General features: G+C 69.3%; 21 protein-coding genes. 13 read left to right on the forward strand and 8 right to left on the reverse strand.

Annotation, left to right across the window (positions count from 1 at the left end):
* Positions 1-45: 45 nt before the first annotated feature.
* From GXW78_RS00455 to GXW78_RS00465, 3 genes are read left to right on the forward strand one after another with little or no spacing between them, the layout of a single operon-like run.
* Positions 46-2,637 (forward strand): S8 family serine peptidase, encoded by a 2,592-nt coding sequence (locus GXW78_RS00455; RefSeq protein WP_211865054.1) that lies wholly within the window; start codon positions 46-48, stop codon positions 2,635-2,637.
* A gap of 41 nt (positions 2,638-2,678) precedes the next feature.
* The gene (locus GXW78_RS00460; protein WP_211865057.1) at positions 2,679-3,047 is read left to right on the forward strand and encodes a hypothetical protein; all 369 of its coding nucleotides are present in this window, start codon (positions 2,679-2,681) and stop codon (positions 3,045-3,047) included.
* A gap of 5 nt (positions 3,048-3,052) precedes the next feature.
* Positions 3,053-3,808 carry a Crp/Fnr family transcriptional regulator gene (locus GXW78_RS00465; protein WP_211865059.1) on the forward strand — a complete coding sequence of 252 codons (756 nt, stop codon included), beginning with the start codon at positions 3,053-3,055 and terminating at the stop codon, positions 3,806-3,808.
* A 117-nt stretch (positions 3,809-3,925) separates the two neighbouring features.
* Here the strand turns inward: GXW78_RS00465 and GXW78_RS00470 are convergent, their stop codons facing one another.
* Together GXW78_RS00470 and nikR are read right to left on the reverse strand one after the other, a co-directional pair.
* Positions 3,926-4,291, reverse strand: a complete 366-nt coding sequence (locus GXW78_RS00470; RefSeq protein WP_211865061.1) for a hypothetical protein — start codon at positions 4,289-4,291, stop codon at positions 3,926-3,928.
* A gap of 193 nt (positions 4,292-4,484) precedes the next feature.
* Positions 4,485-4,961 carry a nickel-responsive transcriptional regulator NikR gene (gene nikR / locus GXW78_RS00475; protein ID WP_211865063.1) on the reverse strand — a complete coding sequence of 159 codons (477 nt, stop codon included), beginning with the start codon at positions 4,959-4,961 and terminating at the stop codon, positions 4,485-4,487.
* Positions 4,962-5,120: 159 nt separating this feature from the next.
* On the opposite strand from nikR, the gene nikA reads away from it, so the two are divergent.
* From nikA to GXW78_RS00500, 5 genes are read left to right on the forward strand one after another with little or no spacing between them, the layout of a single operon-like run.
* On the forward strand, positions 5,121-6,680 hold the full coding sequence (nikA, locus tag GXW78_RS00480; RefSeq protein ID WP_211865065.1) for a nickel ABC transporter substrate-binding protein: 1,560 nt from the start codon (positions 5,121-5,123) through the stop codon (positions 6,678-6,680).
* A 6-nt stretch (positions 6,681-6,686) separates the two neighbouring features.
* Positions 6,687-7,625, forward strand: a complete 939-nt coding sequence (gene nikB / locus GXW78_RS00485; RefSeq protein WP_211865066.1) for a nickel ABC transporter permease — start codon at positions 6,687-6,689, stop codon at positions 7,623-7,625.
* Positions 7,622-8,437, forward strand: a complete 816-nt coding sequence (gene nikC / locus GXW78_RS00490; RefSeq protein ID WP_211865067.1) for a nickel ABC transporter permease subunit NikC — start codon at positions 7,622-7,624, stop codon at positions 8,435-8,437. The genes nikB and nikC overlap by 4 nt, the downstream gene beginning before the upstream one ends.
* Positions 8,434-9,204: an ATP-binding cassette domain-containing protein gene (locus tag GXW78_RS00495; protein ID WP_211865068.1), complete on the forward strand. Its 771-nt coding sequence runs from the start codon at positions 8,434-8,436 to the stop codon at positions 9,202-9,204. The genes nikC and GXW78_RS00495 overlap by 4 nt, the downstream gene beginning before the upstream one ends.
* Positions 9,201-9,989 carry an ABC transporter ATP-binding protein gene (locus GXW78_RS00500; protein ID WP_211865069.1) on the forward strand — a complete coding sequence of 263 codons (789 nt, stop codon included), beginning with the start codon at positions 9,201-9,203 and terminating at the stop codon, positions 9,987-9,989. Before GXW78_RS00495 ends, GXW78_RS00500 begins: the two co-directional genes overlap by 4 nt.
* Here the strand turns inward: GXW78_RS00500 and GXW78_RS00505 are convergent.
* Together GXW78_RS00505 and GXW78_RS00510 are read right to left on the reverse strand one after the other, a co-directional pair.
* The gene (locus GXW78_RS00505) at positions 9,982-11,157 is read right to left on the reverse strand and encodes a threonine synthase (RefSeq protein WP_211865070.1); all 1,176 of its coding nucleotides are present in this window, start codon (positions 11,155-11,157) and stop codon (positions 9,982-9,984) included. The genes GXW78_RS00500 and GXW78_RS00505 overlap by 8 nt on opposite strands.
* Positions 11,158-11,216: 59 nt before the next feature.
* Complete coding sequence (locus tag GXW78_RS00510) at positions 11,217-11,873, reverse strand: GntR family transcriptional regulator (protein WP_211865071.1); 657 nt, start codon at positions 11,871-11,873, stop codon at positions 11,217-11,219.
* Positions 11,874-12,035: 162 nt separating this feature from the next.
* Here GXW78_RS00510 and GXW78_RS00515 point away from each other — a divergent pair, with 162 nt between their 5' ends.
* The 5 genes from GXW78_RS00515 to GXW78_RS00535 are packed head-to-tail and all read left to right on the forward strand — an operon-like array spanning position 12,036 to position 18,148.
* Positions 12,036-13,190 (forward strand): ABC transporter substrate-binding protein, encoded by a 1,155-nt coding sequence (locus tag GXW78_RS00515; RefSeq protein ID WP_211865072.1) that lies wholly within the window; start codon positions 12,036-12,038, stop codon positions 13,188-13,190.
* Between the two features lie 4 nt (positions 13,191-13,194).
* Entirely contained in the window at positions 13,195-14,919 is a 1,725-nt protein-coding gene (locus GXW78_RS00520; RefSeq protein WP_211865073.1) for an ABC transporter permease, read from the forward strand.
* Entirely contained in the window at positions 14,912-16,009 is a 1,098-nt protein-coding gene (locus GXW78_RS00525) for an ABC transporter ATP-binding protein (protein ID WP_211865074.1), read from the forward strand. Before GXW78_RS00520 ends, GXW78_RS00525 begins: the two co-directional genes overlap by 8 nt.
* A complete protein-coding gene (locus tag GXW78_RS00530) occupies positions 15,996-17,237 on the forward strand; it encodes a CaiB/BaiF CoA transferase family protein (RefSeq protein WP_246521728.1) in 1,242 nt (413 codons plus the stop codon). The genes GXW78_RS00525 and GXW78_RS00530 overlap by 14 nt, the downstream gene beginning before the upstream one ends.
* The gene (locus GXW78_RS00535; RefSeq protein WP_211865076.1) at positions 17,237-18,148 is read left to right on the forward strand and encodes an HpcH/HpaI aldolase/citrate lyase family protein; all 912 of its coding nucleotides are present in this window, start codon (positions 17,237-17,239) and stop codon (positions 18,146-18,148) included. Before GXW78_RS00530 ends, GXW78_RS00535 begins: the two co-directional genes overlap by 1 nt.
* Positions 18,149-18,210: 62 nt before the next feature.
* Here GXW78_RS00535 and GXW78_RS00540 read toward each other — a convergent pair whose 3' ends face one another.
* The 4 genes from GXW78_RS00540 to GXW78_RS00555 all read right to left on the reverse strand — a co-directional run bounded on the left by GXW78_RS00540 (position 18,211) and on the right by GXW78_RS00555 (position 21,066).
* Entirely contained in the window at positions 18,211-18,402 is a 192-nt protein-coding gene (locus GXW78_RS00540) for a hypothetical protein (protein WP_211865078.1), read from the reverse strand.
* A gap of 62 nt (positions 18,403-18,464) precedes the next feature.
* Positions 18,465-20,216, reverse strand: a complete 1,752-nt coding sequence (locus GXW78_RS28395) for a sensor histidine kinase (protein WP_211865086.1) — start codon at positions 20,214-20,216, stop codon at positions 18,465-18,467.
* Positions 20,213-20,416, reverse strand: a complete 204-nt coding sequence (locus GXW78_RS00550; RefSeq protein ID WP_211865401.1) for a hypothetical protein — start codon at positions 20,414-20,416, stop codon at positions 20,213-20,215. Before GXW78_RS00550 ends, GXW78_RS28395 begins: the two co-directional genes overlap by 4 nt.
* A complete protein-coding gene (locus GXW78_RS00555; protein ID WP_211865088.1) occupies positions 20,416-21,066 on the reverse strand; it encodes a sigma-70 family RNA polymerase sigma factor in 651 nt (216 codons plus the stop codon). Before GXW78_RS00555 ends, GXW78_RS00550 begins: the two co-directional genes overlap by 1 nt.
* Positions 21,067-21,166 lie beyond the last annotated feature (100 nt).

Genomic DNA, 21,166 nt, shown 5'->3' on the forward strand with positions numbered 1-21,166 from the left:
GCCCGCCCGGGGACCCGGCCGCGCGACGGGCGGAGGGAGGAGCCGATGCCGCCTTCCGGAGGAGAGACCGATCACCGCGCGGCCTTCACCGTGCGCGCGGCCCACCCGAAGCTGGATCCGCGCCTGGCCTACCTCGCGGGGCTGCCGGACGCGGCGCTGCATCGCCTCGTGAACAGCGAGCGCGCGATGGCGGTGACGCCTCCACCTGCCGCACCGGATGATGCTGGCGCTGCGCTGTCCTACGCGCCACTGACGGCCGGCCTTCTGTTGCCTGGCGACCCGGATGGCCGATCCCCGGTGGCCGGGCTCCCCGATCGGCTGGGTGAGCCGGTCTTCTCCGTCTTCATCACCGGTGACTGCAGCGCGCGGGATCTCGCCGACCAAGGTGTGGTGCCTCGATGCCGCAGTGGCGACGTTCACACCGCCTTCGTGCCGCGATCGCGCCTGCGGTCGCTGGAGGCCATGCGCTCGGTGAGCTTCATCGAAAAGGCCCGGGGCTGGTCCCTCGACCTCGGCAGTGCCGTGCCACATGCGGGCATGAGCCAGTTGCACGCAGCGGTGCCGCCGATCGACGGCCGGAACGTGATCATCGGGGTCGTCGACAACTTCATCGATATCTACCATCCGGCGTTCAGCGACGATGCCGGCGAGACGCGGCTGCTTCATATCTGGGACCAGACCCTTCTGCCGGCGGACGGCGAAGCAAGTCCACCCATCGCCCCTGAGCTTCCGGATTTCATCCCGATCATCGGCCAGAGCTATGGCGTCGACTACTCGGCGACGCAGATCGCGGAGGAGCTCGCCGCCTTCAATCCACCAGCAGTTCCCCCATACGGCATTGTGCGGCACGCGCCGCCCGATCCGATCGCCATGCCGGCGGCGAAATCCATGCGGCATCACGGTACGCTGGTGGCCGGATGCGCCGCCGGGAACGGGGGCGGGGGCAGTCAGCCCGGCGCGGCGCCAGGCAGCGCCATCATCTTCGTCAGCCCGCTCGACTACGACAACGGCTTGAAGCGCAGCGTCGACAACACCGGCGTGCTCGATGGCTGCGCCTACATCTTCGCGCGGGCGCAGCAGTTGGGGCTTCCCTGCGTCGTGAACATCAGCATGGGTGACAATCTGGGACCCCACGACGGCACGACACCGGGCGAGCGGTTCCTCGACAATCTTCTCGATGTGTCGGGCCGCGTCATCACCCTCTCGGCGGGCAATGGGACGGGGCGCGGCGAGCACGCCGAAGGCAGCGTGGTCCAAGGTGGCACGACGACGCTCGTGCTCAACTACGTGATGGCGGGTGGCCGCCCGCCTCGCGGCAGCGATGCGATCGATATCTGGTATGGCGGTGACGACCGCTTCGATGTCACCGTCACGGTGCCCACATCGCCGCCGACGGTCATCGGGCCGGTCAGCCCGGGAACCAGCACCAGCGAAGTGCCGGTCGCGGGCGTCGGCGTCCAGATCACCTCCCTGCTGCACGACCCCGGTAACGGCGAGAACACCATCTGCATTCTCATCATCGTGCCGGCTGGCGAGGCGGTGCCGACCGGCGGCTGGACCATCGCCCTGACCGGCACGGCAGTGACGGACGGTGCATTCCATGCCTGGGTCGATCGCAATAACCGGGGCCAAGTGAGCTGGGCACAACCGGCGGATCACCGATTGACGCTCGGGGCACCGGCAACGGCGCGCCGGCCCATCACCGTCGCGGCGCACAGCAACATCACCGCCGGGTCGCCGACGATCTATTCCTTCAGCGGGCGCGGGCCGACGCGTGACGGGCGCATCAAGCCGGAAATCACCGCGGCGGGCCTGGGCGTGACGGGCCCCGTGCCGGGCAATCCGCGGACGAACCTCCCCCAGCCGCCGGGCCATGCCTCAGGCACTGGAACCAGCTTCTCCGCCCCCCTCGTCGCCGGTGCGGCGGCACTCCTGTTCCAGTGCCGCGGGGCAGGGGCGCATTGCGCCGATATCAAGCAACGGCTGATCGCGGCAGCCGGCACCAACGGTGTTGTCCTGCCGGATGACGGCTTCGGCTTCGGATATCTCAGCATGGATGGCGCCTGCACCGCGCTGCCACCCAGCGTCGATGTCTGGATCCGCAAGACGCTGGCCGATACCGGCGCCGGGCCGTGGGCCGATGAGACCCTCCATGCGTCGCCGGATATCGAGATCCTGGATCTGAACGGCGATCCGACGGATGCGCCGGTGCCGGCAGCGGGCGGTGGCGTCACCAGGATCGTCCGGGTCACGGTCCGCAATCGCGGGGGGCAGACGGCCCGAAATATCGACGTCTTCGTGCATTGGGCGGGGCCCTTCACGGATATCGCTTCCCCCATGGCCTGGATGGCGGACGGGTTCCGCACCGCCAATCCGGTCGGGCCGCCCGGCGAAGCACCTTTCGCGAGACTGTCGAACCACTTTGTACTCGCCGAACTGCCGGCGGGTGAAGCGGCGACGGTCGAGTTCGGCTGGTCCCCGCCGGCATTCGCCGGGGACGGCGCGGGCAGTGATCGGTTCCGTCTTCTCGCGCGGCTGGAACACGAGCTCGACGCGTCCGGCATGGCGCCGGGTGCGGGGCTGCCGGGCAGCAACAATCTGGCGCAGCGCGACGTGCGCTTCGCGCTCATCGGGTGAATCAGGGCTGCCACCGCGGCGGGCCATAAAAGGATCACGGAATGAAGCGCCGCGCGGTCATGGCGATGTTGATGCTGTCCCTTGCCGCGTGCGGAGGTGAGAGCGAGGTAGCCGGCCTCCGCCACCGATCGCTGGGCGTGTCCGAAAGCATGACCGCGCAGGAAGTCAGGCGCCTGCTGGGCGAGCCCGGGCTGCGCAGCATCCGGCCAAACCGCGAAGCCTGGCAGTACTGTGAATCCGCCATCTCCTCCCACACCTACCTCCTCGTCATGCTCGAGGGCGGGAGGGTTGATTCCATGACGCTGCGCACCTCGGCGCCGTCGTCCATCTTCTGTGGTCACGCCTATCCCGTCGTGGAGTGGGGGCCAGCGCCGCCGACCCACTACATCCTCGAGCAAAGGGTGAGGTAGCCTGCATGGCGACGCTGCCCCCCTCGCCGGGCGGCTCTCCGGCGGACGCCGCGGACACTGACCGGCTGCGCCGGCTGCCCATCCTGAGCCATGCAGCGGAGGACGTCTTGCAGCGCGCCGCGAGGAGCGTGGCGTGGCGGACCTATGCAGCCGGCGAGCTGATCATCGACCTGCAGGACACGTCGCACGATGTCTGGTTCGTCGTAGACGGCTCCGTGCGCGTCCAAGTGCGGACGCCGTCGGGGCGCGAGCTGATCCTGACGGATATCGGCGCGGGCGGCATGTTCGGCGAGATCGCGGCGATCGACGGCAAATCACGCACGGCCAGCGCGACGGCGCTTCTGCGTTCCCGGCTCTGTGCCATCCCGGCCGCTGTCTTTCTGGAGGTTTCCTGCAGCGCCCCGGCCACCTGCCACGCCGTGCTGACACATATGGCGGCGATCCTGCGCCGTCAGTCGAAGCGGTTGCTCGAGCGCGACGCGCTGCCGGTGCGCCTGCGCCTGCAGGCCGAGCTTCTGCGGCTGTCGCGGCCGCGCAGCGGCAGCGCGCGATCGGCCGAGGAAAGGGTAGTCAGTCCACCGCCGCGCCAGCACGTCCTGGCCGGCTTGGTCGGCACGCGGCGCGAGGCCATTTCCCGCGAGCTTGCCGAACTTGTCCGCCAGGGCACTATCCTGCGCGAACGCGGTGCCATCGTCATACGTCGGCCGGGGGCGATGCGTGCGGCGCTGGAAGCGGAGCTCGACGCCGAGCTGGGGTTCTGAGGGGACGGCGCGTCGGGGCGATCCCGTCCCCGGATGTTCGTGCTGGGCGGCAGCGTCCGGCCGCCCACCGGCAGCCGGACGTCCGGAGCATCGGCATCGCCGGACAGCATATCCGGCTTACTCGCCCGTGCCCCAAGCCTCGTCGCCGCGCCGCGACAGTCCCGCCTGCCCGTCGGTCCTCATGGAGAGCGGGACGCTCCGGAAGGCGTTGGGCGCGAGGTTGGCGGGCGAGGCTGTCGTCGCGAAGTAGTTCACGCTCACGCCATCGGCGTTGTCGGTCAGCACGGCGATCAGCGGGCTCTTGATATCCGGGGCCGTGCGCTGAGCGGTGCGGGCGCGCGGATCGTTCGGGCTGACATACACGACCTCGGCACTCTCGCCGCTGCCGATGAAGACGGCCATGCGATCCTGCGCCAGGGCCGGGACCGTCAGGAGCGCGTTCGCGAGCACGATGCCGCGCGCCAGGTGATGATTGAGGCTCATCTCGATGTCTCCGTTTCGTCGTCCGGCGCCCATTCGCCGGTGCGACGAGAGGGAGGAAGTGTCCACGGGCGCGCAAAATCGGTGCGAATGCGCACGTCGGTCCGGCGCTGCCGGCGCGCATGTGCGAATCCACAACATTGGTCGAGCTGGCCTTCCCGTCGGCGCTGGCGGCACGGCGCGCCGGGCTGGGCTGTCACCCGCGGCGTCTTGTCCCCTTTTCAACGACTACTGCCGCTGTGGCATCGGGATGATCATGTGCCGCCGGTGATCGGGGCGCCGGCAACAGGTTCGCGCCGCCGAAGCGAACGCCGCGTTCGCGGACGAGGGCCTGGGCGAAATCCTGCACCTCCGCCACTGCACCGCGGAGCACGGCGACTTCCAGGCACAAATCATGATCCAAATGCGTGTGCAGCGTCGCGACGCCGAGGCCATGGTGTTCGTGCTGCGCGTGGACCAGCCGGCGCCCGAGATCGCGCTCGCGATGGTCGTAGATGTAGGAGACGACCGCCATGCAAGGCATGGACGGTTCCCGCGCCGCCTCGGCATCTCGCAGCGGGCCGCGCAACAGGTCGCGGATCGCCTCCGAACGGTTGGAATAACCCCGCGCTGTCATGAAGGCGTCCAGCGCCAGGGCCGTCTCGTCGTCGAGCGTGATGGTCAGTCGCTGCATCGCGATCCTCCTTCACGCGCAGCCTAGCGGGAATCGGCGGGGCAAAGAATCGGCCGCATCGACGACTGTGGATTGGCGCCGGCGCGTGCCAAGCGGGGTGGACACCCTCCATCCCGATGTGAGACGAATTAGACGATTCATCATACAGCCGAGGTTCCAATGCGTCGCCGCCCCCTGCTGGCCGCCCTGTCAGGTGTACCGTTCCTGGCCCCGGCGGCGGCGAAGGCGAGCCAGGGCGGCACCCTGACCTTCTCATGGCCGGTGAGTGCGGGTCCGCTCAATCCGCATCTGTACAATCCGAACCAGATGTACGCCCAGGCGATGCTTTACGAGCCACTCGTCCGCTACGTCGAGGGTGGCACGCTGGAACCCGCCCTCGCGACGGCGTGGGAAGCGGAGCGCGGCGGCCGCAGCTTCGTCTTCCAACTTCGGCAAGGCGTCCGCTTCTCCGACGGCACGCCCTTCGACGCCGCAGCCGTCGTTTCCAATGTGGAGGCGGTGTTGCGGAATCGGCCGCGCCACGCGTGGCTGGAACTGATTGCCCAGATCGACGGCGCAGAGGCGCTGGACGGGGGTACGGTGCGCCTGCGGCTCAAGGGGCCGTACTATCCGGCGCTGCTGGAACTCGCGCTGATCCGCCCGATGCGCTTTGCATCACCGGCCGTGCTGCGGCCAGACGGCAGCCTCTCCGCTCCTGTCGGCACGGGACCGTGGCGGCTCGCCGAGACCGTGCGCGGCGCGCACGATCTGTTCGTCCGAAACGAAGACTACTGGGGCGATAAGCCCGCCGCAAATCGCCTGCTTGTCCGCGTCCTTGCGGACAGCAACAGCCGTGCGCTGGCGCTCGAGACCGGGGAGATCGACCTCATCTACGGCACCGACCAGATCGATGCCGACACATTCCGCCGCTTCGCCACCGACCGTCGCTTCACGGCCACCCTCTCGCCGCCGCTCGCGACGCGGATGCTGGCCGTCAACTCCGCCCGCTTCCCGACCGACGACTCGGCCGTGCGTCAGGCGATCGCCGGCGGGATCGACCGCGCCGCCCTGGTGCGTCACGTGCTGCAGGGAACCGAGCCAGCAGCGGAGACGCTCTTCGCCGAGAATTTTCCTTATTGCCGCCTGGGTCTGCGTGCCCCTGCCTTCGACCGCGCAGCGGCGGCGGCGCGGCTGGACGCCGCCGGATGGCGCCTGCCGGCCGGCGGCCGCGTTCGCGCGCGCGATGGCCGGCCGCTTTCCGTCGACCTCTGCTTCGTCGGCGCCGATGCCTTGCAGAAGGCGTTGGCCGAGGCGGTGCAGGGCGACCTGGCCCGGATAGGCATCGGCGCACGGCTGATCGGCGAGGATGCCGGCACGTCCGACGGCCGACAGCGCAGCGGTGATTTCGGGTTGATCTTCGGCAACACCTGGGGCGCGCCCTACGATCCGCATGCCTTTATGGGCTCGATGCGCGCGCCGTCCCATGCCGACTTCCAAGCCCAGCGCGGCCTGACCGAAAAGGCAGAGATCGACCGCCGCATCGGCGCCGTGCTGACCACCACCGACGAGGCCGAGCGCGTCGAGACCTATCGTTGGCTGCTGACGACGTTGCATGCATCGGGCGTGTACTTCCCGATCTCCTACCTCACGAACAAGGCGGTGCAGCGCGCCGATCTGGCCCCGGTGCCGTTCGGGGCGACGCGCTACGAGATCCCGTTCGACCGCATGCGCCGGGCCTGACGACCGATGCTGTACTTCCTGGCCCGGCGCATCGCCGGGCTGCTTCTCCTGCTGCTCGTCGTCTCCTTCGTGTTCTTCGCCATGCTGCGACTGGGGCGCGGCGATCCGGCGCTCGACTACCTGCGCCTTGCGCAGATCCCGCCGACGGAAGCCGCGCTTGCCGCAGCGCGCGAGTCGCTGGGGCTCGACCGGCCGCTCGTCGAACAGTACCTGACCTGGCTGGATCATGCGCTGCGGTTCGATCTGGGACGGAGCTGGTACACGAGCCGGCCCGTGACTCAGGAGATCGCGCATTATCTGCCGGCGACGCTGCAATTGGCCGCCGCGGCGGTGCTGGTGATGCTTCTGGTGGGCGTACCTTTTGGCATCTGGGCAGCGCTGCGGCGCGACCGATGGCCCGACAACGCGACGCGCATCCTGGCCTTCATCGGCGTATCGGTGCCGAACTTCTGGCTCGCCTTCCTGCTCGTGCTGCTGTTCTCGGTGACGCTGGGCTGGTTGCCGGCCATCGGCCGGGACGGGCCCACCAGCATCATCCTGCCAGCCATCGCGACGGCCGCGATGTCGGCCTGCGTCATGCTCCGGCTCGTTCGGACCTCGGTGCTCGGCGCGCTGGGTGAGCCGCATCTGCGCTTCGCCCGCGCGCGCGGGCTGGCGCGACGCACAATCCTGGGCCGTCACGTCGTGCTGAACGCGATGGTGCCGCCGATGACCATGCTCGGGCTGCATGTCGGCGAGCTGCTCGGCGGGGCCATGGTGGTCGAGACCGTCTTTGCCTGGCCGGGCATCGGGCGCTGGGCGCTGCTGGCGATCCAGAACCGCGATTATCCGGCCTTGCAGGGCTTCGTGCTGGCGATGACGACGGTCTTCGTGCTGTGCAACCTCGTAATCGATCTTCTCCACGCCTGGCTCGATCCGCGGGTCCGACTGGGATTGCCGGCGTGAACCGCATTCGGATCCCCCTCGCGGTGACGCTGATCGTCGTGCTGGTCCTGGCTGCGATCCTCGCGCCCTGGATCGCGCCGTATGCGCCGGACGAAACCGACCTGGCCAACCGCCTCCAGTCGCCATCCACGACGCATTGGCTCGGCACCGATCACCTCGGCCGGGATCTGCTGTCGCGGCTCATCTGGGGCGCGCGGGCGTCGCTCGCCGCCGTCGCGGCTATTCTCGCCTTGGTGCTCACCATCGGATGCGCGGTGGGCATCACGGCGGGCCTCGTCGGCGGATGGGTCGACGCCTTCCTGATGCGCGTCTGCGAAGGGTTCATGACGGTTCCCACCCTGGTGCTGGCGCTGTTCATGATCGGGGCGCTCGGCACCGGGCTGGTGAATGTCGTCGTCGCGATCACGCTGTCGCATTGGGCCTACTATGCGCGGCTGGTACGCGCGACGACGATTTCCCTCCGCAACATCGACTATGTGGTCGCGGCGCGGCTGGCGGGGCTGACGCGATTCGGCGTGATGCGGCGGCATGTGATGCCGATACTCGCGGGGCAGCTTGCCGTGCTCGCCAGCCTCGATCTGGGCCACTGGATGCTGCATGTGGCGGGGCTCTCCTTCCTCGGGCTCGGACTGGCGCCGCCAGCACCGGAATGGGGCATCATGATCAATGATGCGCGGCCCTTCTTCCGCGTCGCGCCCATGCTCATCCTGCTGCCTGGGGCTGCGATCCTGCTGACGGTCCTCGCCTTCAACCTCCTGGGCGACGCGCTGCGTGACCGGTTCGACCCTGCCATGGCGACGCCGCCGTCGTGAGCCGCGTGCTTACCGTCTCGGGCCTGCATCTCGCCGCGGGGGCGCGGGCACTGGTGCAGGGCGTGTCGCTTTCGCTGCGGCGCGGCCAGGTACTGGCCATGTTGGGCCGCAGCGGCGGCGGCAAGAGCCTGACGACGCTCGCCCTGCTCGACCTGCTGCCTGCCGGCGTGAGCCGCCTCGGCGGCGAGGTGTCGCTGGACGGCATGGTGCTCGACCGCGCAGGGCAGGCGGCGCTGCGCGGCGCGACGCTGGGCTATGTGCAGCAGGCGCCGCGCGCCGGCTTCAACCCGCTGGTCAGCATCGGCCGGCATTTCGAGGAAACACTGGCGCGGGAGGGACTTCGCGGCGGTGCCGCGCGCCGCCGCATGCTGGAGCTTCTGCGCGATGTCGGCTTCGAGGCCCCGGACTCCGTACCGCGGCTTTACCCAAGCCAGCTCAGCGGCGGCATGCTCCAGCGCGCGATGATCGCCCTGACTCTCTGCCGGAACCCGGCCTTCCTGTTGGCGGACGAGCCGACCACTGACCTCGATCTGGTGGTGCAGGCGCAGATCCTCGACCTGCTCGATCGCCTGGTCGCCGAGCGCGGCATCGGCCTGCTGCTGGTGACCCACGACCTTTCCGTCGTCGCGCGCCTGGCGGACGAGGTTGCGGTGATGGAGGACGGCACCATCGTCGAGCAGCAGCCCGTGCGCTCGTTCTTCGACACCCCCCGCCACCCGCGCAGTCGAGCGCTGCTGGCGGCGCACCGGGCGCTGTACGAATCATGACCCTGTTCGAGATGCACGGCGTCTTCCGCAGCTACCGTCAGGGCGGCGTGTTCGGCCGCGTCCGGCGCATCTCGGTGCTCGAGGATGCGGGCCTGCGCATCGAGGCCGGCGAATGTGTCGCCCTGCTCGGCCCCACCGGCTCCGGTAAGAGCACGTTGGGTCGTCTGCTGTTGGGCATCGAGCGGCCGGACGCGGGCAGCATTTGGTTCGATGGCCAGCCGCTTTGCGATTCTGGCGGCCGCGTCGCGCCCTCGGTTAGGCGTGCTGTCCAGGCGGTGTTCCAAGACCCGGTCGGCGCCACGAGTCCACGCTTCACCGCCGCCGAGGTCGTCGCCGAGCCGCTGCGGCTGCCGCGCGCGGCGGCGCGCGACCGCGTGGCCGTGCTGATGGCGGATGTGGGGCTGGAACCGGGACTGATGGATCGCCCGGCGCACCGGCTGAGCGGCGGACAGCTCCAGCGCCTGTGCATCGCCCGCGCGCTGGCTTCCGCACCGCGGCTCGTGCTGCTGGATGAGGCCGTCAGCAGCCTCGACGTCGAGACGCAGACTCAGGTCCTCGACCTCCTGCGCGATCTGCGCAGACGGGCCGGTGTGGCCTACCTGTTCGTCACTCACGACCTGCGGCTGGTGCGGCATTTCGCAGACCGCTGCTACGTCATGCAGGATCGGCGCCCTGTCGAGGTGGCCGACCCGCTGGGCAAGGGGCCGGTCCCGCCGGTTCTGGCCGCCCTGCGTGCGGCCATGCTGCCGGCGGTTCCGGGGCTGCGTCGCGCGCCAGTCACGTGACCGCCAGGGGCGGCAGCGCTGCATCGGTGGGCTCGCGCGCCGAACCTGCGGTCAGGATCACGACTGCCGTCTCGCCCTCGCGCAGCGCGCCTGCCTCGTGCAACGCGCCGATCGCTGCATAGGCACCTCCGGCGCATAGTTCCGCGTCCACGCCGAGTTGCGCCAGCGCGATCTGTCCGCGCTGCGCCGCCTCATCCGTTACGTGGAGGGCTGTGCCGCCGCTGTCCCGGACCGCGCGCAGCGATGCGTCGGTGGCGGTGCCGCCGGCGGTGGAGAACTGCCGGGTGGTGCCGGGAAAGCTGTCGGTGACGGCGGCCTTGCCAGCGAGGATCCGGCTGAGACGAGGGATCGGCTCCACAGCGATCAGTCGCGGGGGCCGCGCGATCACGCCCTCCTCGGCGAGTTCGAGGAATCCCGCGCCGATGCCCCAGATCAGATCGCCTCGCGCCGTCGGTACCAGGACGGCATCCGGGGCTGCGCCGAGATCCTCCGCAATTTCGTAGGCGATGGTCTTGTAGCCCTGGACGCCGAACGGGTTGCTGCCGACTGGCGGCAGCATGTGGTTGGTCAGCGGGAACCAGCCTTCGTCGCGCACCATGCGGGCCGCGATATCCCATCGTGCCAGGCTGTCGCCGCAGACGACGAAGCGCGCACCCGTGCGGACGATGGCGCGGCGATAGGCATCGGTCAGGTCGGGGGTGACGATGACCGAGCAGGGCAGGCCCGCCGCTGCGGCATAGGCCGCGGCCGACAGCGCGGCATTGCCGGATGACGACGCCAGCACGCCGCGAGCACCGACATCGAGCGCCCGCGCGACAGCGAGTGGCGACATGCGGTCCTTGTGACTGCCGGTCGGGTTGGCAAATTCGCGCTTGAGCCAGAGCGCAGCGAGGCCGCATTGCGCCGGCAGCGGCAACAAGGGCGTGGCGCCCTCGCCGAGCGTCGGAAAGGTCTCGTAGGGCAGGCGCGCGCCATATCGTGCGACACCGCGTCCGGATGGCGCGGGCCACGGCGCTCGGCCTCCATAGACAGCGGCAACCGAGGTCGGGACGCCTGCCGCGGCTGCACGCGGACAGCCCTCGAACATATCCTGCACGCCGTAGCGACCGAGGCCATCGAGCGCCGCAAAGCCGGCAAGACGCGGGTTCCGCTTCGGAGACATGGTCATGGCGCGATTTCCCGCCAGGCGGCGTGTCGCGTCAACGGCCGCACGCCGGCGGCCGAGCATCAACCCGCCTGCGACATCTCAAGCGACGGATCGTTGGCGATCGAGTTCCGGATGTGTGCCCGCACCGCATCGGCCAGAGACGGCGCGTCACCATCCTCCAGCGCCGCCATGATCCGGCGATGCCCATCCACGCTCTGCCGCAGCGCGCCAGCCGAGGGCCACAGGGCCGTCGGCCACAGGCGCGCGCGTTCGCGCAGCTCCGTCACCATCTCCGCCAGCGCGCGATTCGGCGTCAGTGCGTAGAGCCCGTCGTGAAAGGCGAGGTTGGTTCGGTTCTGCTCGGCGCGCGTGCCGCTGTCAGCCGCCCGTTCGAACGCCAGCATCTCTATGCGCAACCGTGCCAGCGCTGCGGCGTCCACATAGGGCAGCGCGGCGACCGCGGCCTCGACCTCGAGCAGCACGCGCACCTCGAGCATCTGCCGCAGCCGCACGCGATCGAAGGAGGAGACGCGGAAGCCGCGGTTCGGCACGTGCTGCACCGTGCCACGCAACGCCAGCTCCGCGAGTGCCGTGCGCACGTCGAAGCGGTTGGCGCCGAGCCGGTGCTCGAGGTCGATCTGCCGGAGCCACTCGCCGGCCCGGTAGTCGCCCTGCCGGATCAGCAGGGCGATTTCCATCGCGAGGCCGCGCTTCGGCCGAGGCTGGCGGATGCTCATGGACCCTTCTTCACCAGAAACTGCCTTGCGGCCGTGGGTGGCGCAGCCTAGCATCAATTGGCGCCAATTCTTGCGCCAATCGCTAACGGGCAGCAAGATCCCGGCGCAGCAACACGAAGCAGGTGGCCCCCGCGGCCGCCACGCGGGGAAGGAAACGAGGCCATGACCATCATCCGGCGCCGTATGGCGCTGTCGCTCCCAGTTGCTGCCGCCTTCGCCGCGGCACCGCTGGCACGACCCGCCTTCGCGCAGGGCGCGCGGCCGTCAGGGCAGGGCGCACCTGCCAACTATCCGGCGGGCTATGGCGAGATCGTCGCGGCCGCGCAGCGCGAAGGCTCCCTGCTCATCTACTCAGTGATGTCGCCGGAGAATTGGCGCCCGGTGATCCAGGGCTTCAACGCCCGCTATCCCGGCATCCGCGTCGAGACGCTGGATCTGCCGAACACCCGCGACGTGTTCGAACGCTATCTCGCCGAGCGCGGTACCAATGCCCGCACCGGTGACCTGCTGGCCACACCCGATCCGGCCGGCTGGCTGCAGCTTCAGGCGCGCAGCGAGATCCTCGACTACAAGTCGCCCGAGGACGATGCGTGGCCGGCCTGGGCGAAGCCGATCCCCGGCGTGTACACCTGCTCGGCCGATCCGCTGGTCTTCATCTACAACAAGATGCTGCTGCCTGACGCGCAGGCGCCGAAGACCTTCGCGCAGTTCGTGGAACGCGCGGTCGCCAACAAGGGCCCGTGGCGCAACAAGATCACCAGCTATGGCGCGCATAACAGTGGCCTCGGCTACTCGGGCAACTATGCCTTCGTGCGCAAGCATGGCGATCAGGCCTGGAACTGGTTCCGCCAGCTCGCCGAGCTGCAGCCCCGCTGGGAACGCTCCGGCGGCCCGATGACCGAGAAGGTCACCTCCGGCGAATACGTGATGGGCTGGTTCGTCTCCGCCATCACCTTCTGGCCGCGGCTGAACGATGCGGCGCGCGCGCGGGTGCTGGGCTGGAACTTCATCGGCGACGGCCAGCCGGTGATCGTGCGCGGCATCGGCGTGCCGAAGGGCTCGCGCAACGTGAACGCCGCGAAGCTCATGCTCGACTACGTCGCCTCCGCCGAGGGTCAGCAGGCCTTCGGCCGTGGCGGCCTGACGCCGGCGCGCCCCGATGTCCGGCCCGGTGAGGGCATCCGCCACACCTTCAGCTCGATCTCCGAGGCGATCGGCGGCGAGCAGAACATGGCCTTCATCGACTACGACCCGAAGATGGTGACGGATTACGACAGCTTCCTCGAGCGCTGGCGCACCGCCTACGGCGTGCGCTGAACCGATGAGCAGCACCACCGCCGAGCCCGGGGCGCCCGCCGCCCCGGGCCGCTTCCCCCGTGAGATCCCGATCCAGTACGGCATGGCCGCGCTGGTGGTGGTGCTGGTCGCGGCACCGCTGGTGCCGATCCTCTATCAATCCTTCCTGACCGGCGCGCTGTACGACCGGGATGCGCAGCTGACCCTCGGCAACTTCGCGCGCCTGGCGCAGACGGAAGGCTTCGGCACCGTCCTGTGGAACACCTTCCTGCTGGCGGCGCTGTCCACTGTCGTCGCGCAGTTCTTCGGCACGGCGGCGGCCATCCTGTTCGGCCGCACCGACCTGCCGGGGGCGCGCGTGCTGGGGGAGCTGTTCCTCTGGCCGATCTACCTCTCGGCCCTCGTCCTGTCCTTCGGCTGGTACTCGATCTACGGCCCCGCCGGCTACGTCACGCTGTTCTGGCAGTCGATGTTCGGGGAAGCGCCGTGGAACCTCTATTCCATCGGCGGTATGGCGGTGATCGCGGGCGTGTCGCAGGCGCCGCTTGCCTATCTCTACTGCCTGTCCTCTGCCGGCATGACGGACCCGACACTCGAGGAAGCGGCGCGCGTCTCGGGTTCCGGCACCTTCCGCACGCTGTGGCGGATCACCCTGCCGTTGATGATGCCGGCGATCGCCTACAGCGCCGTGCTGAACTTCACGATCGGCCTGGAATTGCTGTCGGTGCCGCTGATCTTCGGTGAGCCGGCCGGCGTCACGGTGCTGACGACCTTCCTCTACAACATCAGCGCGACCTCACCGCGGCCGGACCATGGGCTGGTGGCGACGGCCGCGGCGCTGATGCTGGTCGTGATCGTGTTCCTGGTCTGGCTGCAGGGAAGGCTGCTCGGCAATACGCGCCGCTTCGTGACGCTGGGCGGCAAGGCGACGCGGCCGCGGCCCTTCCGCCTTGGCGGGCTGCGCTGGCCGTTCTTCGCCATCTGCGTGGCCTATGTCGTAGCAACCGGCGTCGCGCCGGTCAGCATGCTGGTGCTGCGGGCCTTCACCTCCTTCCTCTCGCCGATGATCCCGCTGGCGGATGTCCTGACGCTGGAGAATTTCGAGATCCTGTGGCGGGAACCGGTCTATCTCCGTTCTATCACCAACTCCTTCATCGTGAGCCTGGTCGGCGCGGCCGGCGCGACGGCGCTGATCGGCATGATCGCGCTGATCGTGCACCGCTCGGAATTCCGCTTCCGAAACGCGCTGCACTACACGGCGCTGTTCCCGCGCGCGATACCGGGCGTCGTCGCCGGCATCGGCTTCTTCTACGCCTTCGCGCTGCTGCCGGGGCTGGGTGGCATCCGCAACTCGATCTGGATCCTGGTGATCGCCTTCACCATGCGCTTCATCCCGACCGGCCTCGGCGCCGTCGCCCCGATGCTGTTGCAGGTCAGTCCCGATCTCGATCGCGCCGCGCGTGTCCAGGGGGCGGATTGGTGGACCACCACGCGCCGCATCATGGCGCCGCTCATGCGCCCGGCGCTGGTCGCCTGCTACACGATCCTCTTCATCTCCTTCTTCAAGGAATACTCCACCGCGATCTTCCTCTTCGCCCCGGGCAGCGAGGTGATCGGCACCGCGCTGCTGCAGACCTGGGTGCAGGGGGAAGTGGGCGTGGTCGCCGGTCTTGCGGCCATCCAGGTGGTTGTCATCGCGGTCTGCATCACGACGGCCCGCGCAATCTTCGGGGTGAAACTCCATGGCTGATCTGAAGATCGAAGGGCTGGTGAAGCGCTTCGGCGAGGTGCGCGCGGTGGACGACGTGTCCATCCACGTGGCCGACGGCGAGTTCGTCACCCTGCTCGGCCCCTCGGGCTGCGGCAAATCCACCACGCTCGCCGCCGTGGCGGGCCTCGACCGGCCGGATGAGGGGCGCATCACCGTCGGTGGCAAGGTCTATTTCGACGGCACCCGCGGCACCTATCTGCCGCCGGAATCGCGCGGCTGCGGGTTGGTGTTCCAGTCCTACGCGCTGTGGCCGCACATGACGGTCGCCGACAACGTCGCCTTCCCGCTAACCTTGCGGAAGGTGAAGGCCGCCGAGCGGAAGCGCCGCATCGCGGAGGTGCTCGCGCTGGTCGAGATGGAACCGTACGCCGACCGCTACCCGCACATGCTCTCGGGCGGGCAGCAGCAGCGCGTCGCACTGGCGCGCACGCTGGTGTACCAGCCGTCGATCCTTCTTCTCGATGAGCCGCTGTCGAACCTCGACGCGAAGCTGCGCGACCGTGCGCGGACCTGGCTCGCGGAACTGCGCACGCGGCTCGGCCTGACGACCATCTACGTCACCCACGACCAGATCGAGGCGCTGTCTCTGTCCGACCGCATCGTGGTGATGAACAGCGGGCGCATCGCGCAGCTCGGCACGCCGCAGGATATCTATGAGCGGCCGGCCGATCCCTTCGTCGCGGATTTCATCGGCACCACCAATTTCCTGCCGGCGAAGGTCGCCGGCGTCGCGGGCGGCGTGGCAACACTGGAACTCGCCGACGGGCAGCGCGTGGAGATGGCGGCGGAACGGCCGCCGGAGGCCGGCGCGCGCGTGACCCTCGCCTTCCGCCCCGAGCAGATGCGCGTCGCCGCGGCCGGCGAGGGCTCCGGCCCGGAGGGCTCGGTCATCGCGACGCGCGTGCTGTCTAAATCCTATGTCGGCGGCCGCTGGCAGGTGGCGCTCGACCTCGGCGGCGGCCCGCTGCGGCTCGAGGCCGAGACGCCGCCTTCCGGGGACGAGGTGCGGCTCTGGCTGCCGCGTTCCGGCTGCATCCTCTTCAAGGGAGTCACCGATGTCGCCGCCTGACCTGCCGCCACTGCCGAAGGCGGACTACACCCCCGACGTGCCGGGGCCGCTGTCGGGCCTTAAGGTGGTCGACCTGTCCCGCCTCGTCGCCGGCAATCTGCTGACGCAGCACCTGGTCGATTTCGGCGCGGACGTCATCAAGGTGGAGCCGCGGGAGGGCGACACGCTGCGCCACTGGCGTGTGAAGGGCGTCGAGACCACCTGGAAGATCCATAGCCGCGGCAAGCGCAGCCTGTGCATGGAATTCCGGCATGAGGGCGCGGTGGACCTGATCCGCCGCCTGATCCCCGGCGCGGCGATGTTCGTCGAGAGCTTCCGCACCGGCACGCTGGAATCGATGGGCCTCGGGCCGGAGGAGCTGCTGAAGATCGAGCCGCGCCTCGTCATCGTGCGCATCTCCGGCTGGGGGCAGGATGGGCCATACCGCCGCCGCCCCGGCTTCGGCACTCTCGTCGAGGGCTTCGCCGGTTTCGCCAGTATGAACGGCTTCGCCGATCGCGAACCGGTGCTGCCGCCGATGTACCTCGCCGACAGCATCGCCGGCCTGACCGGCGCCTTCGCCGCCATGGCCGCGCTGCGGGAGGTCGAGATCAATGGTGGCAAGGGCCAGGTGATCGACCTGCCGCTGCTTGATCCGCTTTACAACTCGCTCGGCCCGCAGGCGGCGAATTACCGCCTGACGAACGTCGTGAAGCCGCGCACGGGCAGCCGCAGCACGGGTTCCGCGCCGCGCAACGTCTATCGCACCAAGGACGACCATTGGGTGGCGCTGTCCGCCTCCACCCAGCCGATGGCGATGCGCGTGCTGCGCTCGATCGGCCGGGGCGAGCTGTGCGACGATCCGCGCTTCAAGACCAACGAGCAGCGTGTCGCGCACGGCATCGAGCTGGACGAGATCATCGGCGCCTTCGTCGCCGAGCGCACCCAAGCGGAGAACGTCGCCTTCTTCGAGAAGGAGGAGGTCACGATCGGCCCGGTCTACGACATCACCGGCTTCATGGCCGACCCGCATGTCCATGCCCGGGCGCTCGTCGCGGATTATCCGGACGAGGATATGGGCGAGTTCCCGATGCATGCGGTGCCGGTGCGCCTGTCCGGTACGCCGGGCGCGATCCGCACGCCGGCGCCGCGGCTCGGCCAGCACACCCGCGACATTCTGGCCGAGGCCGGCTTTTCCGAAGTCGAGATCGAGGCGAACCTGGCCAACGGCCTCGCAAGGAGCGAATGATGACCGCCACTGCCGCCGCGCATCCCGTCTGGCGTTCCGGCCTGTTCGTGCCGGTGAATGTCGAGCGCTTCGTCGCCAAGGCCTCGACCCGCGGCGCCGACGTGCTGCAGATCGACCTCGAGGACAGCATCGCGCCCAGCGACAAGGATGAGGGGCGCAAGCTGCTGCCCGGCGTCGTGGAGCGCCTGCACAAGGAAGGCCGCGCCGATATTCTGGTGCGGATCAACCAGCCGCTGGAACTCGCGGTGCGTGACATCGAGGCGGCGGTGCTGCCCGGGGTCAGTGGGCTGATGATCACCAAGGTCGAGGGGCCGGATCATCTGCGGCTGCTGGATGAGCTGGTCTCGCGGCTGGAGGAGAAGCGCGGCATCGCTGACCGCACGCTGCGCTTCATGGTGTTGATCGAGGCGCCGGGACCGCTGACCCGTGCGCACGAGATTGCGCGCGCTACGCCCCGCACCCTGGGCATGTCGCTGGGTGCGGAGGATTTCGCGACCGAACTCGGCGGCGAACCGAACGGCGAGACGATGCTGATGCCGAAGCAGCAGGTGCTGCATGCGGCCCGCGCGCACGGGCTGATGCCGATGGGCACGATCGGGACCGTCGCCGATTACTCGGATCTCGATGCCTACATGAAGGTGGTGCGCCTGTCGGCTTCCTTCGGCTTCGTCGGCGCTTCGGCGATCCACCCGACCCAGGTGCCGGTGCTTAACGCCGGTTTCAGCCCGGCGCCCGAGGCCGTGGCGAAGGCCGAGACGATCGTCCGGATGGACAAGGAGGCCGCCGCCGCGGGCCGGGGCTCCTGGTCGCTCGATGGCAAGATGATTGATATCCCGATCGTGCAGCGCGCTGAGGCCCTTCTCGCCCGCGCTCGCGCCATCGCCGCGCAGGAAGCGCGCAAGGCCGCCTGACGGGGCGGGCATAACCGCTTCCCGGCCGCAGCATGCGGCTCGGGCAGCGGTTATGTGCCTACTTAGTCCGTGGCCCGGTCGACGGCACGCCCCGCGCGCTCCAGCGGCCCGCTGGGCGGATCGACGGCATCGCGCACGCCTTCCGCCGCGCGATCGATCCGCTCCCCGGCGTTCTCGGCCGGGCCGTCATCGCAGGCGACCAGCGGCAGGGCGAGCAGGAAGGCCGCGCAGGCGGCTCGGACGACAGGGGACATCAGGGGCTCCATCAACAGTTGTCGCCTGTGAACGCCCCGCCGCCGGTCGCGGTTTCCAGGCCTCATGCACCGTCGCGTGCTGAGGCCTCGATATCGCGCCGGTGCAATGGGAAGCGGACGGCGATGCGCGTGCCCTGCTCCCCAGTGATCTCCGCCTCGCCGCCCAGATGGCCTGCGAAGCCCTCGATCAGCCGCATGCCCAGCCCGTCGCTGTTGCCGTCGGCGGCATCGTCCAGTCCCACCCCGTCGTCCTCCACGACGAGATGCGCGGTGTCACCCTCGACATGCAGGGATATGAGGATGCGTCCCGCCCGCCCCTCCGGAAAGCCGTGCCGCATGGCGTTGCTGACCGCCTCGGTCAGCAGGAGCGCGAGGGAAATGGCCTGATCCGAGCCCATCTCCAGATCCTCGGTATCGATGTCGATCCGAACGCCGGAATCCGGCCCGGCACCCAGCGCATCCCCGAGCTGCCGCGACAGCTCATCGAGGAACGGACGCATCGAGATCCGCTCGAAGGACTGATGCAGGTAGAGGTGCCGGTGAAGCGTCGCGAGCGCCTGCACGCGGTCGCGCGCCACGGCGAATTCGGCTTGCGCGCTCGGGTTGCGCAGCCGGTCGGCCTGCAGGTTGAGCAGGGAGGCCACGACCTGCAGGTTGTTCTTCACGCGGTGATGGATCTCGGCCATCAGCAGGTCGCGCTGATGCAGCGCATGGGTCAGCGCTGCCTCGCGTTCGCGTAGCGCACGGGCGGCGCCAACCAGCGCCTGATCCAGTTCCCGGACCTCATAGGGGCCCTGTGCCTGAGGATCGGCCTCATAGATCCGGCCGGGGGCCCATTCCCGCACTCGCGCCACCAACCGCCGCAGCGGCCGAGAGACGCCAAGCTCAACCCCGATCAGGATGGCGACAAGGCAGGCCGCCAGGAAGAGGCTCAACTCCAGCAGCCGGCGGGCGAAGGTCAGCCAGGCGCCTTGCTTCGCCTGCGCCAGCGAGACGCCGGCCAGCACCCGCAGTCCCGGGTCAAGCACGGCCATCGACCAGGCATAAGGTGTGCCGCCGCGCGCGGTGCCGACCAGGGACATCTCCTGCGCCGCCAGCATCTGCGGTAGGTCCTCCCGCGGTGGCAGCGCTTCTGCCCGGGCGGAGCCCAGCGGAAGCACCGATCCGTCGGCGTCGAGCAGCCAGACGTCGTTCTGGTCGCCGTTGGGGGTCGCCTGGCCGCCGCGCAAGAAGAAATCGAGGAACAGGCTGCCGCCGACGATTGCCTGAAGCTGGCCCGCCTCGTCGAGAACGGGCGCCGCGGCCGGCAGGACGGCACGGCCACTAACCAGGCCCAGGGTGAACTGCCCGAGGACGAAACGCTTCGACTGCCGGATCTCGCGAACGTAATCGAGCTCGGCAAAATAGTCGCCGCGCCGTGCCGGCAGGCCGCTGCACAGCAGTCGGCCCTCGCCATCGAGCAGCCAGAAGTTCGAATAGCGGTCCGGGGCGAGTTCCCGCAGGTGCCTCAGGTGCTGGTCGCAGGCATCGGCGGGCAGGGCGAGAAGGTATCGTGACCGAGCGAGGTTCGTCAGGATCTCTCGCAGCCCCTCCATGGCGGCCCCATGGCGCGCGGCGGCGACTTCCCGAAGGATGACCGCATCGCGCAGCCCGGCGGCGCCTGCGGCGCGAAAGGCAGACCAGGCATTGTTGACCGCGATGGCCGCGATCGGAATTGTTGCGGCGGCCACCAACGCCAGCAAACGGCCCCTGACCCCGCCCAGAACCTGTGTCCAGAAGCGGCGCGGCCCGGGCGGCGCGCCGCCCGGGCTCACTTCCCGCGATCCCTCTCGATCAGCTGCAACAGTTCGGGGGGTATGGGTTCCCGTGCCACGTCATCGAACATCTGATGCAGCCCTCGGCGCAGCCAGATGTCGAACGCGGCATCGGGAACGGCTTTCTTGGCGGCGCGGCTTCGCGCGCCACCGACCCTGCCGTTCACCTTGCCTTTTCCTTCTTTGTCAGGCTGGTCCATCACATCCCATGCCGCACCGCCGGCGAAGCCGTCCCGGCAACCTTCGCGCCCTTGGTAACATTACGCGGAGCGGAGGCCACTACACCAGTGCCGCGACGCCGCTTGGCGGTGCCGCCCTGCTCTGGCTCGCCCAGCAGACGGGCCTCGAGCGTGCAGCGGGCGCGGAACACGCGGCATTTGGCAGTACCGACGGCGCAGCCCATCGCGGCCGCGACTTCCTCGTAGGACATGCCCTGGACCGTCACCATCACCAGCGCGGTGCGCTGGTCGGCCGGCAGCTTTGCGATCTCCGTCCGGAGCTCGCGCAACGCCAGGCTGTCTTCCTGGCCCGCGGGACGGGCGAAGGCATCTGCCGGCGCGTCGTCCATGTCGATGGTCTCGCGCTGCCGACGACGGTCCGAGATGAAGCGATTGCGCAGGATGCGATACATCCACGCGCCGAAATTCGTGCCCGGCGTGAAGCTGCTCTGCGCTGCCAGCGCGTTGGTGACCGCCGCCTGCACGAGGTCGTCGGCATCGGCCCGATTGCGCGTCAGCGACAATGCCTGCACGCGCAGCTTGGGCAGAAGGGCCACCAGTGCCTCGTGGAACGAACGATCCCCGCCGGTCGCGACGGGGGACTGGATGGGCGTGTCGAGATGCGTGCTCATGCCAGACAAACGGAGGGCTCGCGCCGCCGGTTGCATCGGAGCGTATCAATAATTGCGGATCAGACATGCGGAAAACGCATGTGACGGCTGGCGGCGGGAG

This window comes from Neoroseomonas terrae, from assembly GCF_018129025.1.
In the GTDB taxonomy this organism is placed as follows: Bacteria; Pseudomonadota; Alphaproteobacteria; order Acetobacterales; family Acetobacteraceae; genus Neoroseomonas; species Neoroseomonas terrae.

Bases quoted from the DNA above. Each gene is read 5' to 3' on its own strand.
- GXW78_RS00455 (WP_211865054.1), top strand. From the start codon at position 46: ATGCCGCCTTCCGGAGGAGAGACCGATCACCGCGCGGCCTTCACCGTG.
- GXW78_RS00460 (WP_211865057.1), top strand. From the start codon at position 2,679: ATGAAGCGCCGCGCGGTCATGGCGATGTTGATGCTGTCCCTTGCCGCG.
- GXW78_RS00465 (WP_211865059.1), top strand. From the start codon at position 3,053: ATGGCGACGCTGCCCCCCTCGCCGGGCGGCTCTCCGGCGGACGCCGCG.
- GXW78_RS00470 (WP_211865061.1), bottom strand. From the start codon at position 4,291: ATGAGCCTCAATCATCACCTGGCGCGCGGCATCGTGCTCGCGAACGCG.
- nikR (WP_211865063.1), bottom strand. From the start codon at position 4,961: ATGCAGCGACTGACCATCACGCTCGACGACGAGACGGCCCTGGCGCTG.
- nikA (WP_211865065.1), top strand. From the start codon at position 5,121: ATGCGTCGCCGCCCCCTGCTGGCCGCCCTGTCAGGTGTACCGTTCCTG.
- nikB (WP_211865066.1), top strand. From the start codon at position 6,687: ATGCTGTACTTCCTGGCCCGGCGCATCGCCGGGCTGCTTCTCCTGCTG.
- GXW78_RS00500 (WP_211865069.1), top strand. From the start codon at position 9,201: ATGACCCTGTTCGAGATGCACGGCGTCTTCCGCAGCTACCGTCAGGGC.
- GXW78_RS00505 (WP_211865070.1), bottom strand. From the start codon at position 11,157: ATGACCATGTCTCCGAAGCGGAACCCGCGTCTTGCCGGCTTTGCGGCG.
- GXW78_RS00510 (WP_211865071.1), bottom strand. From the start codon at position 11,873: ATGAGCATCCGCCAGCCTCGGCCGAAGCGCGGCCTCGCGATGGAAATC.
- GXW78_RS00515 (WP_211865072.1), top strand. From the start codon at position 12,036: ATGACCATCATCCGGCGCCGTATGGCGCTGTCGCTCCCAGTTGCTGCC.
- GXW78_RS00520 (WP_211865073.1), top strand. From the start codon at position 13,195: ATGAGCAGCACCACCGCCGAGCCCGGGGCGCCCGCCGCCCCGGGCCGC.
- GXW78_RS00525 (WP_211865074.1), top strand. From the start codon at position 14,912: ATGGCTGATCTGAAGATCGAAGGGCTGGTGAAGCGCTTCGGCGAGGTG.
- GXW78_RS00530 (WP_246521728.1), top strand. From the start codon at position 15,996: ATGTCGCCGCCTGACCTGCCGCCACTGCCGAAGGCGGACTACACCCCC.
- GXW78_RS00535 (WP_211865076.1), top strand. From the start codon at position 17,237: ATGACCGCCACTGCCGCCGCGCATCCCGTCTGGCGTTCCGGCCTGTTC.
- GXW78_RS00540 (WP_211865078.1), bottom strand. From the start codon at position 18,402: ATGTCCCCTGTCGTCCGAGCCGCCTGCGCGGCCTTCCTGCTCGCCCTG.
- GXW78_RS00550 (WP_211865401.1), bottom strand. From the start codon at position 20,416: ATGGACCAGCCTGACAAAGAAGGAAAAGGCAAGGTGAACGGCAGGGTC.
- GXW78_RS00555 (WP_211865088.1), bottom strand. From the start codon at position 21,066: ATGAGCACGCATCTCGACACGCCCATCCAGTCCCCCGTCGCGACCGGC.